The organism is Halalkalibacterium halodurans, from assembly GCF_004376175.1.
Taxonomy (GTDB): Bacteria; Bacillota; Bacilli; order Bacillales; family Bacillaceae_D; genus Halalkalibacterium; species Halalkalibacterium halodurans.
On sequence record NZ_SNUY01000030.1, the window covers coordinates 1 to 18,225 of the forward strand.

Sequence of the window (18,225 nt, forward strand, 5' to 3'; positions counted from 1 at the left end):
TATCCTTGAAGGAATGGAAGAAATGGCTATCATCTCAAAAGGACAAAAGGAAACGAAAAAGGATGTAATTTTAAGATAAAGTGAGATTAAGAGAGATACTGTCCAAAATACGGGGGTTAATCCGGTTGAGTCCTCCTTGGTTCTAATTTAAGGGTCCTTAGTGCTGATCAGCTGCGGACACCTCGTATCATACCAAGGGGCTCTTTTTTGATCAAACCTCAAATTTGTTCATTACAGGAATGCTTCTTTTTCCAAGAAGAAAGGCTCTGACGTTACAAAAGCTTGACTTACAGATTCTGGATCATCAATAAAATTAACGTGCTGCCCTGTATAACCTTGAACATTCACATCACTTAAATCATACTTACTAGTTAAGTAATCCCAATACGGAATACCTGGCTGAATAAAGGCTGTTCTTCCGTTCATATCTTCAAAATCATTAATGACAACACCCTCATGCGTCATCAATGCGGCTGGACTATTTTGCATAGCAGCGGCTAATGTAACTAGCTCAATCCCTTGATTTCTAGCAATCACAATTTGATCAGCATGAGCCAAACCAAATTGCGCATTACCTGAAGCTATAATTTGAATTGCTGATACTTGAGGTCCTCCTGGCTCTATTTCTACTTCCAAGCTATTTTCAGCAAAAATTCCTTGTTCATCTGCGGCATAAACACCACCATGCTGACTTTTTGGAAACCAATTAAGTACTAGTTTTACAGCTTCTATTGGTTCCGTTGTTACATCCTCGTCTCCCTCCGTTTCACTAGTCGACTCAGCATTACTTTCTTCTGTTCCATCAACGGGTTCTTGTCCACCGCATGCCGCAAGTACTAGTAGCATGATGAGAGCAAAAAATAAAGCAGTTAACTTGGTTATTTTAAAAAACTGAATATTAAGACTTTTTATCATTGATAGACCCCTCTCTTTTTCAACGTGATTATTTATCTACTTTCATTGCCGACTCATGCCACGATCCGAGTAGATATTTGGCAAGTAAGCTAACTAGCAAATAAAATCCGATTCCTAAAATCGCGGCTGCAATCCCGCATGCAAATAAAAAGGATGTGTTTACTTGAATCGCTGCTACTGTAATCGCATAACCAAGACCACCTTTTCCTCCACCAACACCAGCGACATATTCTCCAACAATCGCACCAACAATTGATAATGTACAAGACACTTTTAATCCCGCCATCATATAAGGCAACGCCGCTGGAATGCGTAACTTCCACATTTTTTGCCATTTTGACGCGTTGTATAAGGTGAACAATTCATCCATGTTTTTATCGACAGAATTAAGACCCATTAACGTATTTGAAATCACAGGGAAGAATCCGATTAAAAAGGAAATCACAATAATCGAATTAAAACCTGACCCAAACCAAATCACAACAATCGGCGCAATCGCGACAACAGGTATCGTTTGTAAAATGATTGCATATGGATAAATACTCCGCTCCAATATTTTAGAACTAGCTAGAAGAACTGAGACAGAGATACCAATGATCGCACTTAAAAAGAATCCGATCACTGATTCTAGCACTGTTATCCTTACTGCTTCCCAAAGAATATTCCAACTGTTTATGGTCGCATTCCACACATCAGTCGGTTTCGGAAAAATGTAATGAGGCATTCCAAGTAACAAAGGAAGTAGTTGCCATACTGAAAGAAAAAGGATGAATGCAATCAACGGACCTAAGTATACATGTTGAAAGTGACTCCATCTCGTTTGACGTGATTTCGAACGAGCAATCGCTTTTATAGCTACTTTTTTTGATACATCAGCGGAAGGCATCGCCACCTACACCAACTCCTTTCGCTCGGAACTTTTTTCAAGTTCTTCAGAGGTAAACTCGACCATACTACCAAACTCTCTGCTCGTACGACTACTCGTCTCTCTTGGATAAGGGAGATTCACATCAATAACAGACGATAGTCTTCCTGGTCTAGCTGACATAACCGCTATTTTGGAAGATAAAAAGACGGCTTCAAACACATTATGTGTGACAAACAAAATCGTCGTTTTCTCTTTTTTCCAAATGTCTAATAGCTCTAATTGCAAGCCTTGCCTTGTCATTTCATCAAGTGCTGCAAAAGGTTCATCCATTAATAATAGTTTCGGTTTTGCTGCTAATGCACGTGCAATTGAGACACGCATTTTCATCCCGCCTGATAACTCACGAGGATACGCTTTTAAATAGTCTTTCAAGCCCACCATCTCTAAAACTCGCATGGCTTCTTCTTTCCGTTTGCGTTTACTAATTCCTCTTAATTCCAGCGGGAGCATGACATTATCTAAAACCGAACGCCAAGGAAGAAGATTTGAATCTTGAAAAACAAATGCAATATCATTTGTTTCACTTATCATCTCTTTTGGCGATTTCTGATAGACCTTTAATTCTCCTTTTGTCGGTTCCCCAAGCCCTGCGATCATCCTTAATGCTGTCGACTTCCCACAGCCTGAAGGCCCTAGAAAGCTGATAAACTCTCCTTCTTTTATCGTTAAATTGAAGTTACTCAAGGCAACGGTTCCGTTGTTATAAATTTTATGAACCTGTCGAAATGTAACAATTGCTTGCCCTGACGTGACCAAGTGAATCTCCTCCTTTTAAAGTCTATTAGCTCCCTCGATAGGTACTATAACCACCAGGAGCAATGAGTAGCGGAACATGATAGTGATCATATTCACTCGCGATCCGAAAACGAATAGGAACAACATCTAAAAAAGAAGGAGGTTCCTGTTTATTACCATCCTGGTTAAAATACTCTTCAACATGAAACATTAATTGAAAAATACCTTTTTTCATGCTTTCTCCTTCAAGCAACGGTTCATCTAGTCTGCCATCTTCATTCGTTGTAGTTTGAGTAAGCTTTTCATATTCTCTAGTAAGCTTGTTGTATTCGAATAGTTCAATGATCACACCACTTGCAGGCTTACCAGTGCTTATATCTAGTACATGCGTCGTCAATCGTCCACTCATTTTTCCTCTTCCGCTTCTGCCAAAGCTAAGTCTTCTTTTGTCACAGAGAACCCTTGAAATCCGTACGGGGGACGTGGATCTGTGAACACTTTTCCATCCGTAGAACACGAGACTTCTTCAAGAATCGTTTCCCACGTACGATTATTTGATACAAATGAGACTTCAGCTAATTGAGGGAACCTTTTTAACACTCGCAATCCGATTTTATAAATTAAGTTTTGGATCGACGGAGAATCTTCTTGATGAAACAACGTCTGGGCAATATGTGCAACTTGCTCTGCACATACATATTGATCAGGCCGATCACCTTTTGCATCATCTGTATCTTCATAGTGCCAATTAATGTCTAAATAAATAAACAACGGACGATCAAATGATTCAGGTAATGTTGTATACTCATCCTTGATGTAGCCGTAAAAAGAGCTTCCTTTTACCTTAATTAAGCGCAGCCCTTTGACACCACTCGTTTGCTCAATTACCTCGTATTGGTCATCTGCCGTTCTCTCTACCTGCACCGAAGCAGATGGCTGTTCCATTAATCCTTGACGAAAAACGAGTTCACTTGGAGCAAATCCACTCTCTGTAGGGATCTCTACTTCATTAAAAGGAAACTGTTGTCCTGACATCGTCACTCCTTCAATATGCGGATACTTTTGCAAAAACTCCTTACTAACAAATTCTAAAAATCCTTCCATCGTCGCCCCTGTATAATCTCCTGCATGTCGGAGTATGAAGTTTTTCATCGAGTCTGTTGCGACAACTTGAGTGTTATCCCCTTCTGTAAAGGAAGATAGAAACGCATCCCCCTTGATTGCAACTTGAATATCCATTCCGAAAATAATATTGCTACGTCCTTTAAAACTCGATTCAGGAATTTCCCGAATTCCTTCAAGTGGCTTGGCGTATGTTCGGTAAACAAATACATCTGCTTTGCCGTAATACATTGTTCGTTTTGTCGCTGCCTTTTGAACTGACTTTGTTTTCATAAAGAGCCCACCTTTACTATTTTAATATTCAGATATTAAAGTCTCTTCATCACGCACCATATCCAAAAGCCTGAACTTAACAATCTTACTTACCTCATTTAAAGCCGTTTGTAATTCAGCTTCATAACTGTTTGCTATTCTTTTTTTCATACTTTGTTTAATCGAATTCTTATCTTGACCTCGGACAGCCATAATAAATGGGAAACTGAATGCCTGAACATAATCTTTATTCAAACGCGAAAATTCATTGAATTCTTCTTCAGATAATTGACTTAGCCCAGCATGTAACTGTTCATTTGTAGATGTTTCTGATATTTCCATTCTCGTTCCTAAGTCAGGATGTGCTCTCAGTAACGCTAACTGTAGTAACGGATCTGCCGCATACATTTCCTCAATCATTTTCTGATACATTTGTTCCAAACTTGAAAAAGGATGATGCATCCATGCTTTTTCAGCAACCCATGGTGAATGTTCAAATACAGACCCAATTGAATCTACAAAATTTGTTTTACTCATTTCGTTGACTTCTTTCATTGAATAGTTGATAGTCTCCACCTTCTTTCTAGAATTCTAGTACTCTACTTGCACTCAGCTAGTATTGGTTATAGTCAAATCATACTCATTAACAGCTTTACGGTCATTGTGTAGCGTGACTAAAAATCATGAACGAAATTAGCTCATCTGACCAATACTAGAAGATTTCATGATGCTTTTTATGGTCTGATCTGACATGGCCTAAATGAATGTATTGCAAGATCTAAGATTTTTAGAGAAAGGAAGGAAATAAAGATTGTGTTAGATTTATTCACTTTGTGTTTTCAACCAACTGATTTATTTTGCTCATATATCCAGACTCCTCTTTTTCATGACATCTTAAAGTTTTTCATTTCTTTATCTATTCTTATTTTGTAGCAAATAACCAAATAAAGGATACTATTCGTTATGAAAGCTAACAAAGAAAATCAACTTATACTTCTTAAATAAGAAAAAAACCGTTTAGTCGGTGTTTTCGTTCATTTACATGTCATTCCACACAGCAGTTGCACGCATTTTTTTATAATCAATTTTCGTGTGCTTTGCTGCGATTTCGACCATTCGAAAAGCTGCCTCATTCGCTCGTCTAGCCAGTTGCTCTTCATTTGTATGAACTAAACGTCCATCTTGCACAACGACCTTCCCACCTACGATTGTCATATCTACTTGAGCTGTACCTGTCACAATTGGAAGTGTGGCATCATCGAAAAGAGCTCCAGCAAATTCTAAACGACTTGCATCAACCATAAACATGTCCGCTGCTTTTCCCACTTCTAACGATCCAATTCCATCCTCCCAACCGAGAACCTTAGACGATCCCCTCGTTGCAATGTGCAAACAATCTTCTGCTCGTAACGCAGTAGGACCGTGCTGCAGCTTATGTAATAAATTCATCATTTTTAACTCGAGCAGCATACTCGAAGCGTCATTTGAAGCAGAGCCATCCACCCCTAGGCCAACTTTCACTCCTGCTTTTAGCATCTCGATGATCGGAAATGTGCCAGAAGAGAGCTTCATATTGCTACTTGGACAATGTGCAACTCCACATCCACATGAACCCATTTTACTGATTTCATCTTTGTTAAACCAAATACCATGTGCATACCAAACATCATTGCCGATCCACCCCATTTCTTCCATAAAGTCTAATGGACGAAGACCGAGCATTTCCAGACAATAATCTTCCTCGTTTTTTGTTTCAGCCAAATGAGTATGCATGCGAACACGATAACTTCTAGCTAAGTGAGCAGATTCCCTTAATAAGTCCCTGCTAACTGAAAAGGGAGAACACGGAGCAACACCTACTTTCACCATCGCAAATTTACTTGGATCATGATAGGTTTCAATGAGCCTCCTTGTGTCACGAAGGATAGGGTCTTCCGTTTGGACAACTTCATCTGGCGGTAAGCCACCCTTTGATCTTCCTAAACTCATTGAACCACGTGTCGGAAAAAATCGTATACCTAACTCACTAGCAGCACGTATTTCTTCGTCTATTAATTGATCACTAACCCCATCTGGAAAAACATAAAAGTGATCTGAAGTCGTGGTACAACCACTCTTTAACAATTCTCCTATTCCAACCATTGCACTTAAGTAAACATCCTCTGGTCTTAAATGCCTCCAAATATCATAAAGCGTCAGCAACCAATCAAATAGCTCGACGTCTTGTGCAAATGGAATGTTTCTGGTAAAGGTTTGATACAAATGATGATGGGTATTAATGAGACCTGGATAGATGATTTTATTTCTCGCATCAATCACTCTTTCTGCCGTTTCATAAGGTAGGTCGACACCAATCGCTTTTATTTCTTGCCCCTCAATATAAATGCTTCCGCTAGGTATCCGACTTCTTTTGTTATCCATTGTAATAATGTTTCTCGCATTTTTGATTAATAGACTTTGCATTTTCTAAACAGTCCTCCTGCACCTAGCTCAGCTTAATCGTTTCGCTTCCTCAAAATCATCCGGGGTATCAATATCAAACACCACATAAGGATCGTCAACTGAACACTTTTCCATCGCAAAACTGCCCATTAACCTCCGTCCTCCTTTCTCACCTGAAAGTGTTTCGAAATCTACTAATCGAACATTCCCCCAAAACACTGGATGACCTGGTTTTCCTTCAAAAAAAGGTCGGATTACAAAAGGGCTAGAATCACTCGTTACCCGTTCTCGCCCTTTTTCAAAAATAGATTCTATTGTTTCATTTGTTATAAACGGCTGATCTCCTAAGAAAAACATCACCGACTGAATGTTTTTCTGTAAGTGGCGTATAGCTGTCAAAAAGGACGTACTCTGTCCTTTTTCATAATCAGCATTCATCACCCACTGAATACAAGAGGAATCAAGTTGAATGAGTTGTTGGATACGGCTTGCTTCAAAGCCAATCACGACAATCACTTGATCAAATGAATGTGCCAACACTTTTTTTATGACTCTCTCAAGTAAATACATGCCGTCTAACTTTAATAATTGCTTGTTTACCCCCATTCGGCTCGACTTTCCTGCTGCTAAAATAACTGCACAAACTGGCTCACGCTTCATCCCACACCTTCCTTTACATAACCGTTTCTCGCTTCTTCTTTTTTCTCATCAACATTCTCTTTTCATTTCGGACTTGAATCAACTCTGCTAAAATACTGATGCTGATTTCTTCTGCTCCTTCAGCATGAATCGAAATACCAACTGGTGAGTGGACCCATTCTGGTAATGGGAGAGGCGCTACAAGTTTTTCTGTTCTTTTTTTCGGACCAAGTATACCAACGTATTTAGGTCGGTTTTCTTGCTCTAAGAAATACGTTAATATTTGTTGGTCTTGTTGGAACTGATGAGTCATAATTAACACGTAACTATTCTTTTTAAGACAGTTTTTTGCGAGGAATTTTTCAGGATGTTCAATGATGAACGAGCTAGCACTTGGAAAATATGCTCTCTGACAGCGACTTTCCCTTGGATCAATGACAACTGGCAAAAAATCAAATTCAGCTGCTCGCTTTACAATTGGTTCGGCATCAGTACCCGCACCGAAGATATAGAGAGTATCTTGTGGCTCATGTAATTCAAACATGAAAGTCGTATTCAATTCGATAAAATGATGATATTCGAAGGTCCGCTCTGTTTTAAACATTTGGTTTACTGTAGGCATGACAACCTTTTTTAAATAAGGAAGCCATGTCCCTATCACTTCTCCATCTTCTGCTATAAATAAACGCACACCATCTTTCTGTCTACTCAAATCACTAATGGAAACGAGGCGTTCTCCTCTCTCTAATCTTTCTAAAACTTGAGACAAAAAATGATCCGTATCATTCCATTTAATAGGCTCAAGCAAAACGGTGATTTCCCCATTACAGCCCGCACCTTTTCCCCAGCCTAAGTCATCTTCTGTTCGTAAATCATACGTAACCGTTTGATGCTTCTGTAACGTCATCGCTTCTTGGGCATAACTAAACAAATCTTCCTCAAGACATCCTCCACTGATCATTCCGTATTGCTCACCATTTTCAGAAAAGAGCATTTTGGCGCCTTCATGACGGTAAGCAGATCCCTTCACTTGAATCACCGTCGCTAAAGCAAATGATTGATCTGGTTTCAATTTCATAATGTTCAGATATTTATAAAGCTCTTTCATTGTTCTCCCCCACTCCATTTAAACGGGTTCTGTTCTACTTAATCGCTCTAATACCCTGTAGATTCCACCATAACCAGTACAACGGCATAAGTTTCCTGCTAATCCTTCTTTCAATTGCTCAACCGTAGGGTGTGGATGTTCTTTTAATAAAGCCTTTATCGAGATAACCATGCCTGGTGTGCAATATCCGCATTGAAATCCACCTTCTTCTAAAAAGGCTTGCAAAATAGGATCCACCTCGTCCGCGTTTACTCCCTCAATCGTCACCACCTTTTTTCCTTCACATTGATAAGCCATTGTTAAGCATGAATTGTATGTTTTGCCATCAATTAAAACCATACACGCCCCGCACCGACCAATCTCACATGACATCTTCGTTCCTGTTAGATCTAAATCATATCGGAGAATATCAATTAGACGTCTTGCAGGATCCACTGAAAGATGCATTGTCTTTCCGTTCATTTCAAACGTTATCGTCTTTTCACTTACTGACGGATTGACTTTTTGGCTCATACGTCTTCTCCCCCTCTATTTCTTCAAGAAAAAGTGAGTCCTGAAGTAATTCTTCTGGCTTGATTGGTAATGACTTCACCCATTTGCCTGTTGCCTGCCTAACAGCAGAGACAATAGCTGGGCCGAGCGCAACTGAACCTACTTCACCCACTCCACGCGGACCAAATGAATCACCGTCGGGCAGCTCCTCAATTGCTTCAACATGTTGCACTGGCACATCCAAAATGGTGGGAATCATATACGTATCCAAATTTTTTGTGACATATCGTCCCCCATCCATAACGGCATCTTCAGTTAACGTAAAACCTAAAGCCATCACACTCCCGCCTTCGATTTGACCAACATACCCCATCGGGTTGATGACTGGGCCAGCTGCAACAACATGATCAATGCCAATAATGGTAACCATTCCTGTTAGCATATTCACTTCAACCTCTACAATAACCGCCGTACTTGTATAAAGATAATGCGCCCCGATAATTGGATCAGGTGTAATGGGATAATGAAACTCAGTTGTAAACTCCAGATCTTCAACACCACTATCAGCTATCTGTTTATACGTAAGTACTCGCTGTCTATAGCCTTTTTTATCCATCCAAATCCCACTTGGTCCTGTTTGTAATTGCTCCTTTGGTATCCCAGTAAGTAACGATGCTCTTTCAAATAGAGCTTCTAAAAATGGGGCTTTCAAACGATTAAGAGATTGCCAAACCATATTGGTCGTCCGTGATGCAGTAGATGACCCACTTGATGGCACAAGCTCGGTATCGCCAATAATGATATTTAAGTCGTCTCTTTCACATTGAAAATGATCTTGCATTAATATTTCTAAGGTTGAAAGTAAACCCTGGCCAAACTCCTCATGACCGAATGCAACTTCAATTTTCCCTTCCTTACTAAGGCGCATTGTTCCGCCTGCATGATCAGGAATTCCGTATCCTAAGCCAGAACCATGCATCGCCATCGCCAAACCGATTCCGCGTCTCAGCCACAGACTACTATGTTTTGTTGATTCTATTCTTTTTTGCCAAATAGGTGATCGCTGCAAGGCCTCCCACACTTGCTTTGGCCCATCTGTTGGAACGATACGCTGTCCCATCGGGCCAAGATCGTTGAGTTGACGTAGATTTCTTCTTCGCAGCTCCCATGGTTCAATCTGTAATTGTTCAGCTAAGCGATCCATCTGACCCTCTAAAGCAAAAATAACTTGATTCCCTCCAAAGCCGCGAAACTCACCTGACACTCCGTTATTTGTATAGACAGCTTTCCCTTTCACATCAACATGTGGAATCAGATACGGCCCCATCGCATGCTCAGTTGCAAAATTTAAAACGGGTCCCCCAAGTGTCGAATAGGCACCTGTATCAGAAAGAATACGAACTTGATGAGCAAGTAGCTTACCGTCAGAATCAATCCCTGTCTTCATTGTCACTTTCATTGGGTGACGCTTTAATCCCGCTTTCACAGATTCCCATCTTGAATAATGCATCTTGACTGGCCTTTGGCAATGTAGAGCGAGCAATGCCCCGTAAGGCTGTACATTTAATTCATCCTTTCCTCCAAACGATCCACCGATTGGGCAGGTATGGCAAGGATTCGCGCTAATTGCATCCGATCCTTATAACCATGCTGTGTCGGAGCATAGACAATTAGCTTTCCATTTGCTTTAGGAACAAAAAGCCCACCCTCGGTTTCCAAATACGTATGCATTTGCCTAGGTGTCTCATACGTTTCTTCCACAATGTAAGTACAATTTTGAAAAGCCCTTTCTACATCCCCCCGTGAATAATCGGTCTCATGGAGAATGTTCCCTTCTGGATGAATGAGAGGTGCTCCTTCATCCAAGGCAGCTTCAGGAGAACTCAGTACCTCTAACTCCTCATATTCCACTTGAATTAGCTGCAATGCTTCTTCTGCAGCCTCCTTTGTCTCTGCAGCTACAGCAGCAACTGCATCACCTTCAAAGCGGACAAGCTCATCACAAAAGACTGGTTGATCTGGCTGACTAATCCCAAATCCGTTCAAACCAGGGATATCACGATGAGTGAGGACAGCTTTTACACCTGGATGCCTCAATGCCACTGAAATATCAATAGAATGAATGCGTGCGTGAGGGTACGAACTTCGAAGTACTCTGCCGTAAAGCATATTTGCACCTTTCATATCCGTTAAATAGCGGAGCCTACCCGTTACCTTCTCCTTGCCATCTGGCCTCACCTTCCATTTACTAGACGCACGACTTAAAAGCATCATCATCACCACCTTTGCTAAGACGATATAATTCACTCGTTATGAGATTGGCAACAACTGATTTTTTATAATTAGCAGTGGCAAACGCATCTGTTTGTGCTTCATGCTCCTCTACTATCAGCTTATGAACCTTTTTAAGTCGATCAATTGAAAATGGCTGATGTTCTAGCTCCCATTCTGCTTTCGATAGTCTCTTTGCCGAAATGGCACCACCCCCAGCCGCTATCGCAACGTTACGAAAGACACCCGTTTGATCAATAAATCCTTTACTCGCCAGATTCACAACAGATGGTGTAAATGCTTCCCTTCTCCCTACTTTCATATAAAAAGAGAAACCTTCATGTAGCTGTTGTTCATCAATTTCGATTCTTAATCCAACTAGTATACGTTTATCCCTTTTGAACTCATTTGCTTGAAGCTTAAATAACCAACCTTCCAACGATTCCACCTCTATTTCCGTACCGTTATACCATTGCAGCTGTGTATCAAAAATCAGGAAAGCTGGAATCGAGTCGCCAATAGCCGTATAAATATTGCCACCTATTGTAGCTTGATTACGGATTGACATGGCAGCAATATGACGACAAGCCTTCACAATGGTTGGTAGATATTTGTTTAGAAGTGGACTCTTTATACATTCTGCGAGCGTTGTCGCTGCGCCAATTGTAATGACTCTCTGTCCAGAGATAATTTGTTCTTCAATTTGACTCATCGCTAAAATCTGTTCAAGACTAATCAGATGAGGAGGCATCTTACGAAGATTTGCCTCCCACTGCGTCCTGAGCCAAGTCCCACCTGAAACGTAACAATAACTGTTCGGTTCAAGATGATCATGAATATTCCACGCTTCTTCTAGAGTTTTCGGTTTCCAAACGATTTGCTTCGTTAGCACTCTTCAGCACTCCTTTCCTCTAAAATCCTCTCCTATGTTTTGATCATAAAGAATGAGAATGCCAGAAACACTGTTTATAATAAACAAAGTTAGATTGCAATATTAGCTAAATCCACTAAAAGCCGAAACGTCCATTGGCTCTTTGGTTCTCTCGATAAATTGATCATTTTCATAAATCACATCACCACTTACAACCGTAGCCATGATCTTACTCGTCGCTTCCAGCTTTTCATAAGGAGAATAAGGATGACGAGTATACGTGTTAGATTTATTCACTGACCATTGCCTATTCATCTTTACAATGGTCAAATCCGCATCATATCCAGCTTGTATGTCTCCCTTTTTTTCAGAAAGACCAAAGCGTTTTGCTACATTTGAAGTTAAAAGCGGAATCAACTTTTCTATGGAAAAACCACGCTTCATTGCTTCTTGCAGAAAGAATTGAAAGCCGAATTGGATCCCTTGAATCCCGCCCCAAGCCTTCCAAATATTTTGATCACCTTCTGATTTCATTTGAATCGGACACGGAGAATGATCAGTGCCAATGATATCAACCCATCCTCGTTCCACGCACTTCCACAACTCTTCAACCATGTCACGACTTCGGAGAGGTGGGGCGCATTTTAACAGTGGACCAACATTCAAGAAATCTTGTTCATCAAAAAGTAAATAATGAGGACAAACCTCAACTGAAACATCGAACCCGTTTTCTTTGTATTGATTGATTAATTCAATCGCGAGTGGTGAACTAACATGAACAAAATGAACTGACACCTTCGTTTGTTCGACTTTCTTCAATGCATCTGTAATCGCGGCAAGCTCGGCACTCGGTGGGCGACTATTTAAGAACGCTTGACGATCCGTTCGCTTATCCAATAGTAATTGGGCAGTGTAGTGTTCAATAAGATCCTGGTCCTCTGCATGCAAAGCCAAAATAGCATCTAATTTTTTCGCCTTGATCATCGCCTCTTTTAACTGATCCTTTGAAATCTTCTCAAAATCTCCTATTCCACTATCAGATAAAAAGGCTTTGAAACCAATAACGCCTGCTTCTTTCATGCCTTTGAGTTCTTCTTCATCTCCAACGTTTGCCGCTGTTATTCCACCCCATAACCCGTAGTGAATCCACGAACGCGAGCTGACATGCTTCTTTTTCATTTCTAAAATATGAGTATTTGTAACAGAGGGACTGCTATTTAGCGGCATATCAAAAACCGTCGTTGTACCTCCAGCTGCCGCAGCTCGACTGCCAGAATAAAACCCTTCCCATTCTTCTCTCCCTGGATCATTAAAATGAACATGAGAATCGATAAAACCAGGAAGAACATAGCTGTCAGATGCATCAACCACTTTTAAAAAGTTGCTCTCATCTACCTCTGTTTTTGAAAGAATGATTTGCTCAACCAGGCCTTTGTGGACAATAACGTGTGCCCGCTTAAAAGTACCGTCTGTATAAACTGTTCCATTCTTTATCATCAATTGTTTCACAGACATCTCCACCCATATGATCTATTTTTATCTATTTTGGCTGATCCAACTAAATAATTGATAAATTTTGTAAGAAAATATCCCATAGAAGTTTTCGCGCCGCCATTTTTTTTGTACATTATTAACAACAAAGAGAAAGATCCTGCTAACCATGTATTTTTCTACATAAAGGAGTGAATCAAAAATGAAACTGATAGATGTATTGAACCTTTCCACATTCAAGGACGCAACAGTCGTGGCTGGACAACTCGGTTTAACGAACCCAGTCCAATCCGTTAATTTGATGGATGCTCCTGACATTATTCATTATTTAAATCCCGAACAACTGCTTTTGACAACAGCCTACTCTCTTCATCATGACCGACAAGCATTGATCGAATTAGTACAGCAAATGGCTAAACAAGGCTGCGCTGGGTTAGGATTAAAAACAAAGAGATACATCGAGGAAATTCCGGAAGAAATCATTACCGAAGCGAACAAATTAAACTTTCCCATTATTGAGTTGCCCCTTCACTATTCGTTAGGAGAAATGCTTAATGAATCATTAGGCTGTATTCTTAAGGAACGGACTGAGGAATTGAATTATGCCTTAAACACCCATAAAGAATTTTCAAATATTGTGATGTCTGGCGGAGGAATTTCCAGTGTCATCGCAAGTCTTTCATCGCTATTAGATGCACCAGTCGTTTTATTAAACTACCGTCTTGATATTTTGAGCTCTTCTCATAGAATTGATCAAGATTCATTTTTTGAAGTGTATTGGCACATTCATGACTTGATTCATCGCCAAGAAATTGATCAATATTTAGCGTTAACGCTACCTAATGAAGAGAACTCTTCCCCTTATAAAGAGTTTTCCCTTTATCCAATTAACACAGTCAATCAACAAAAAGGATATGTCGTCATACTAGGGAAAACCAAATCACATAATAACTTTTCCTTACTTGCAATTGAGCAAGCCTCTAATGTGATTTCATTTGAATTTATGAAGCTACATGCTCTTGAACAGCATTCAAGACGTTTGAAAAATGAATTTTTCACAGATTTAATCGATGGTACGATTGCTACAGAAGAAGAAATTCAAAGTCGAGGAAAAACATATGGATTAGACAAGTCTCTTCAATACGTTTGCATTACGTTTAAAATCGATGGTGGTTCTGACTATTCTTTAGAAAATTATCCATTGCAAGCTGAAAAAGAAATGAATAACAAAAGAGACGTGATCTATGAATTAGTTGAAGTCTTAATTGGGAAGCAGTTCAACAGTAGTATTGTATTTTCAAAGGGCGATCTTTTTGGCATTTTAATCGGGTTTGATTTCTACAATGAATCCGTAGAGAAGAACCTGCTGGATGTGATTCGCCAAACACAAGATGAAGTGTATCACACGTTAGATATCGGCTTATCATTTGGGATAAGCAATATAGCTGAAAAATTAAACGACATAGGAATAGCTTTTCAAGAAGCCGTTGATTCTCTCAGAATGGGCTATCGAGAGAATAAAAATAAATTCATTAAAACATATCGCACAAAAGAGCTGACCGAACTGTTGAAAACAATTCCATCTCAAAAGTTAAAAGAATTCTATCAATCCTCTCTGAAAGAATTGGCCTATCCGAAAGACAAAGAAAAGAAGGATTTAGTTCAGACGCTATCCTATTTTTTGAACAATAATTGCCAAATTTCCGAAACAGCAAAAAGTATGTTTGTTCACCGTAATACAGTCATTTATCGAATCAAAAAATGCGAGGAACTACTCGGAAGAGATATTAAGAGCTCTGATGAAACGATGCGGTTAAGAATGGCTTTTTTTATTCAATCGTTTCTTTTACAGAAGTAAGCTCATTTACCAATCAAAACCACCAGTGTGAACTGGTGGTTTGTTCTGCGGCTGAAAGCCTCTCTTACCGGCCTTGGCCTTAAAGGCCCACTGAAAGGGTTTCCCGTCTGCACCACATTCACTCACTAATTCTAAAGAATTTCCTTATTTCTTCTTATTTTTCTCACCAGTAAAAGGGTCATGTTCTTCGAATAATGTTAACTGATCACCCATGTAGTCTTCTCTCAGCTGATTCTTAATATATTCTTGTATTTGTTTCTTATTTCTGCCTACTGTATCGACATAGAATCCCCGGCACCAGAACTTCCGGTTCCCATATCGATACTTCAAATTGGCATGTCGATCAAATATCATGAGACTACTTTTCCCTTTTAAGTAACCCATGAATTGAGATACACTTAACTTTGGTGGAATACTGACTAACATATGAATGTGATCCGGACAAGCATTGGCTTCATGGATAACGACTCCTTTCCGTTCACATAAATCTCTTATAATTTGTCCAATGCTTTTTTTGTATTTTCCATATATGATTTGTCTTCTGTACTTTGGCGCAAATACTATGTGATACTTACAATTCCATGTTGTGTGTGCTAAACTATTCATGTCCTTCACAGGGCATACCTCCTTCGATGATGAGATGAAGTGGTCGGGAAACCAACTTTATCCTATCATGAAGTGAGGTTTTTTTAATACCACGCTAGAAGCTCTTTTGAACCCCCGGCATAGCCAGGGGTTTTCTAAACCACTAAAAAAAATTAGCCGCTTCTTCATGATGATTGAAACGGCTAATTTGAATGTTTAATGATACAACAGGTTTAAATAATTGGTTCATGATAACTTCCTCCATTTTCATCTACGTATAAGTGGCTACTTCATTCCCTCCTCCAAAAGAACCGTCTTTGTTCATTTATTTTAAACAGTATTAGTCATTTTGTGCGATGGTTTGGAAGGTTAACTTACAATAGAAATGTCGAATTATGCTAGAACCCTTTAATCTCTATGTTGAGAGGTTAGCTCGTATATAAGCCCACAAATAAAAATAAGGCTAACCAGACATTAATCTGGCTAACCTTATTAATCAAATTTTTACCTATTTCGTTTCAAAAATCGCCAGCGGCAATACTGCACTAACAACATAATGACCTGCATCAACGATTTCAGATATTTTCAAGTCAACACATTGACTTGAAAGCAGGTATGCATCGATTTTTGTCATATCGTACGTTGTCGCAATATGGTCTACCATCGCACGAAGAGCATCTTGTGAAGCCGTCATTAAATGAAAGTGACAAACCTTTCTTCTGAACATAAAAGTCAAACCAAAGGATCAAAAAAGAAACAAAATATTATTAGTAAGCTTTTTGATGTCCTTGGAAGCGTATTCACCCCAGTATCTATACTACATTCACTCTGTAGTAGTAGTTTACGGTTTTGCCTGCTTAATCAGTAACAATCCATAATGCAAATCTTCGTATTCATTTAATTAGTCATATAATATCCTCCCTAAAATAGATGTGCAACACTTTTTTGTAAGCCTTTACAGCATATTTTTTTAAAATGGGTATGAGTAAAATGTTTGTGGGAGAAGAAACAACCTGCTCAACCAGGTAATGGAAGTTCATTACCTGGTTGAGCAGGCCACCAAGCGAAAGCGCGGTAGGGTTTAAGCAAAATACATGAAAAAAGGGTCTCTCCTTGGTAGAATCATAGTCGACGAAAACCCGATTCAAAGGAGAAACCCTATGCAAAAGAATAACACAGAATATCCAACTTTAAAAGAACTTGAACAGCTAGTCTGGAGGAAGTTACAGGAAACCTTCTCAAGTGTGATGACCTCCATGTTAGAGGCATATGACGAAGAAATTGTGAAACAACGTGATAAGCAACGCTTTCATTATAAAGATAAGCGGCCTCTAAAAATAGACAGTTTATTTGGTGAGATTGAGTTGAAGCGCTCCTACTATCGCGATCGTGAAACAGGCAAATATGTCTATCTCCTTGACCAATACCTACAATTCGAGGGGATCAAAGGGTTTAGCCCACTTGTAGAAGAAGCGGCGATTGAGCTCGCTGTGACAAGTCCTTCCTACCGAAAGGCATCGAACACGCTTGAGACCCTTCTTGGTTATCGCGTTATCAGTCACGAAGCGATTCGCCAACATCTGCTAGAGGTAGAAGCCATGCAGAAAGAGCGTCAACCGTTGACATTACCCGTATTGTTTATCGAAGTGGATGGACTCTACCTAAAGCGACAAGAGAAACGAATCAAAGGGAAGGAAGAGAAGATCGCAGCGGTTCATCAAGGCTGGGAGATTAACGGAAAAAGGGTGAGTTTAAAAGAAAAGCGACATTATGTTCATCGAGGGAAAGAACCGTTTTGGGAGGGGCTTGAGACTTTTCTCATGGAGACGTTTGACTACGACCCTGCGGTGCATCGACTGGTCATTAATGGGGATGGAGCCACCTGGATCACCAGTTGTCGAGATTATTTTCAAGGGCGAGCCTTCTTTACGATTGATCGTTTCCATGTAGCACGTGATATTAGAAGATTGTTCAAAGGTCATCGGCGTTATCGGGCTATGCAGAAAGCCCTCGCAAAGTACGATGGAGAAACCCTCATGATAGAGCTAAACAGTGCAGTGGGAACGCTTGAGACAGAAGCGAAAGAAGAGCGTTTAGAGGCGCTGATTCATCAGCTTGAGCAATACCCTGAAGCATTGGGAGATTATAGAGAATGGCTGAAAGATCAAGGAATTGATCCGACAGGGTTCCGTCCAATGGGAAGTGCCGAGGGAACGATGAGTGTCTTTGCGAAGCGTCTAAAAAATGGACGAAGTTGGGTTGAAAAAGGTGCTAGTGCCATGATGACAGCGATGGTTGCGTTGATGGATAAAATTCCGCTCAAAACACTGATTGGTCGCGTTGAAAAATGGACAGAACCAAAAGAAGAACGTCCTCCAAAGTATTTTGTGGAGAAGGTAGAAAGTACAATTGGCGAAGCGACACGTAACAACGTCATGTATCTCAAACAAAGAGCGAATATTCCAGTGTATCGAGCACTGAAAGACTTGAAAGGCTTTTAAAAACCATAAGATTCT

16 protein-coding genes and 1 pseudogene are annotated in these 18,225 nt (G+C 40.0%); 2 read left to right on the forward strand and 15 right to left on the reverse strand.

Features of this window, described 5'->3' with window-relative positions; all coding sequences use genetic code 11:
• Positions 1-231 precede the first annotated feature (231 nt).
• The 13 genes and pseudogenes from E2L07_RS11055 to allB all read right to left on the reverse strand — a co-directional run bounded on the left by E2L07_RS11055 (position 232) and on the right by allB (position 13,284).
• Entirely contained in the window at positions 232-915 is a 684-nt protein-coding gene (locus E2L07_RS11055) for an ABC transporter substrate-binding protein (RefSeq protein ID WP_134229575.1), read from the reverse strand.
• Positions 916-943: 28 nt separating this feature from the next.
• A complete protein-coding gene (locus E2L07_RS11060) occupies positions 944-1,801 on the reverse strand; it encodes an ABC transporter permease (RefSeq protein ID WP_134229595.1) in 858 nt (285 codons plus the stop codon).
• Between the two features lie 6 nt (positions 1,802-1,807).
• Positions 1,808-2,605: an ABC transporter ATP-binding protein gene (locus tag E2L07_RS11065; RefSeq protein WP_134229576.1), complete on the reverse strand. Its 798-nt coding sequence runs from the start codon at positions 2,603-2,605 to the stop codon at positions 1,808-1,810.
• A 19-nt stretch (positions 2,606-2,624) separates the two neighbouring features.
• Entirely contained in the window at positions 2,625-2,987 is a 363-nt protein-coding gene (gene uraH, locus E2L07_RS11070; protein WP_134229577.1) for a hydroxyisourate hydrolase, read from the reverse strand.
• Positions 2,984-3,973, reverse strand: coding sequence for a factor-independent urate hydroxylase (gene pucL / locus E2L07_RS11075; protein ID WP_243854946.1), 990 nt, complete (start codon positions 3,971-3,973; stop codon positions 2,984-2,986). The genes uraH and pucL overlap by 4 nt, the downstream gene beginning before the upstream one ends.
• A 21-nt stretch (positions 3,974-3,994) precedes the next feature.
• Positions 3,995-4,507 carry a 2-oxo-4-hydroxy-4-carboxy-5-ureidoimidazoline decarboxylase gene (gene uraD / locus E2L07_RS21240; protein WP_243854947.1) on the reverse strand — a complete coding sequence of 171 codons (513 nt, stop codon included), beginning with the start codon at positions 4,505-4,507 and terminating at the stop codon, positions 3,995-3,997.
• A gap of 483 nt (positions 4,508-4,990) precedes the next feature.
• Entirely contained in the window at positions 4,991-6,415 is a 1,425-nt protein-coding gene (locus E2L07_RS11080) for an 8-oxoguanine deaminase (protein ID WP_134229578.1), read from the reverse strand.
• 27 nt (positions 6,416-6,442) lie between these two features.
• Positions 6,443-7,054 (reverse strand): nucleotidyltransferase family protein, encoded by a 612-nt coding sequence (locus tag E2L07_RS11085; protein ID WP_134229579.1) that lies wholly within the window; start codon positions 7,052-7,054, stop codon positions 6,443-6,445.
• Positions 7,055-7,067: 13 nt separating this feature from the next.
• A complete protein-coding gene (locus E2L07_RS11090; protein ID WP_166740059.1) occupies positions 7,068-8,141 on the reverse strand; it encodes an XdhC family protein in 1,074 nt (357 codons plus the stop codon).
• 18 nt (positions 8,142-8,159) lie between these two features.
• Positions 8,160-8,654, reverse strand: coding sequence for a 2Fe-2S iron-sulfur cluster-binding protein (locus E2L07_RS11095; protein WP_134229581.1), 495 nt, complete (start codon positions 8,652-8,654; stop codon positions 8,160-8,162).
• Positions 8,623-10,910: pseudogene (gene pucD, locus E2L07_RS11100) on the reverse strand (xanthine dehydrogenase subunit D). The gene E2L07_RS11095 and the pseudogene pucD overlap by 32 nt, the downstream one beginning before the upstream one ends.
• Positions 10,882-11,796 carry an FAD binding domain-containing protein gene (locus tag E2L07_RS11105; protein ID WP_134229582.1) on the reverse strand — a complete coding sequence of 305 codons (915 nt, stop codon included), beginning with the start codon at positions 11,794-11,796 and terminating at the stop codon, positions 10,882-10,884. The pseudogene pucD and the gene E2L07_RS11105 overlap by 29 nt, the downstream one beginning before the upstream one ends.
• A 102-nt stretch (positions 11,797-11,898) precedes the next feature.
• Positions 11,899-13,284, reverse strand: coding sequence for an allantoinase AllB (allB, locus tag E2L07_RS11110; protein ID WP_166740060.1), 1,386 nt, complete (start codon positions 13,282-13,284; stop codon positions 11,899-11,901).
• Positions 13,285-13,468: 184 nt separating this feature from the next.
• Here allB and E2L07_RS11115 point away from each other — a divergent pair, with 184 nt between their 5' ends.
• Complete coding sequence (locus tag E2L07_RS11115; RefSeq protein WP_134229584.1) at positions 13,469-15,124, forward strand: PucR family transcriptional regulator; 1,656 nt, start codon at positions 13,469-13,471, stop codon at positions 15,122-15,124.
• A 144-nt stretch (positions 15,125-15,268) separates the two neighbouring features.
• Here the strand turns inward: E2L07_RS11115 and tnpA are convergent, their stop codons facing one another.
• Together tnpA and E2L07_RS11125 are read right to left on the reverse strand one after the other, a co-directional pair.
• Positions 15,269-15,730, reverse strand: a complete 462-nt coding sequence (gene tnpA, locus E2L07_RS11120) for an IS200/IS605 family transposase (protein WP_134229596.1) — start codon at positions 15,728-15,730, stop codon at positions 15,269-15,271.
• Positions 15,731-16,217: 487 nt separating this feature from the next.
• Entirely contained in the window at positions 16,218-16,436 is a 219-nt protein-coding gene (locus E2L07_RS11125) for an acetamidase/formamidase family protein (protein ID WP_134229585.1), read from the reverse strand.
• 433 nt (positions 16,437-16,869) lie between these two features.
• Between E2L07_RS11125 and E2L07_RS11130 the strand changes: the two genes are divergently transcribed.
• Positions 16,870-18,210: an ISLre2 family transposase gene (locus E2L07_RS11130; RefSeq protein WP_134229586.1), complete on the forward strand. Its 1,341-nt coding sequence runs from the start codon at positions 16,870-16,872 to the stop codon at positions 18,208-18,210.
• Positions 18,211-18,225: the final 15 nt, after the last annotated feature.

What these genes read in the sequence shown, in the direction of transcription:
- E2L07_RS11080 (WP_134229578.1), bottom strand. Translation starts at nt 6,415, where the DNA reads ATGCAAAGTCTATTAATCAAAAATGCGAGAAACATTATTACAATGGAT.
- tnpA (WP_134229596.1), bottom strand. Translation starts at nt 15,730, where the DNA reads ATGAATAGTTTAGCACACACAACATGGAATTGTAAGTATCACATAGTA.
- E2L07_RS11125 (WP_134229585.1), bottom strand. Translation starts at nt 16,436, where the DNA reads ATGTTCAGAAGAAAGGTTTGTCACTTTCATTTAATGACGGCTTCACAA.
- E2L07_RS11055 (WP_134229575.1), bottom strand. Translation starts at nt 915, where the DNA reads ATGATAAAAAGTCTTAATATTCAGTTTTTTAAAATAACCAAGTTAACT.
- uraD (WP_243854947.1), bottom strand. Translation starts at nt 4,507, where the DNA reads ATGAAAGAAGTCAACGAAATGAGTAAAACAAATTTTGTAGATTCAATT.
- E2L07_RS11115 (WP_134229584.1), top strand. Translation starts at nt 13,469, where the DNA reads ATGAAACTGATAGATGTATTGAACCTTTCCACATTCAAGGACGCAACA.
- uraH (WP_134229577.1), bottom strand. Translation starts at nt 2,987, where the DNA reads ATGAGTGGACGATTGACGACGCATGTACTAGATATAAGCACTGGTAAG.
- E2L07_RS11130 (WP_134229586.1), top strand. Translation starts at nt 16,870, where the DNA reads ATGCAAAAGAATAACACAGAATATCCAACTTTAAAAGAACTTGAACAG.
- E2L07_RS11090 (WP_166740059.1), bottom strand. Translation starts at nt 8,141, where the DNA reads ATGAAAGAGCTTTATAAATATCTGAACATTATGAAATTGAAACCAGAT.
- E2L07_RS11085 (WP_134229579.1), bottom strand. Translation starts at nt 7,054, where the DNA reads ATGAAGCGTGAGCCAGTTTGTGCAGTTATTTTAGCAGCAGGAAAGTCG.
- pucL (WP_243854946.1), bottom strand. Translation starts at nt 3,973, where the DNA reads ATGAAAACAAAGTCAGTTCAAAAGGCAGCGACAAAACGAACAATGTAT.
- E2L07_RS11095 (WP_134229581.1), bottom strand. Translation starts at nt 8,654, where the DNA reads ATGAGCCAAAAAGTCAATCCGTCAGTAAGTGAAAAGACGATAACGTTT.
- E2L07_RS11060 (WP_134229595.1), bottom strand. Translation starts at nt 1,801, where the DNA reads ATGCCTTCCGCTGATGTATCAAAAAAAGTAGCTATAAAAGCGATTGCT.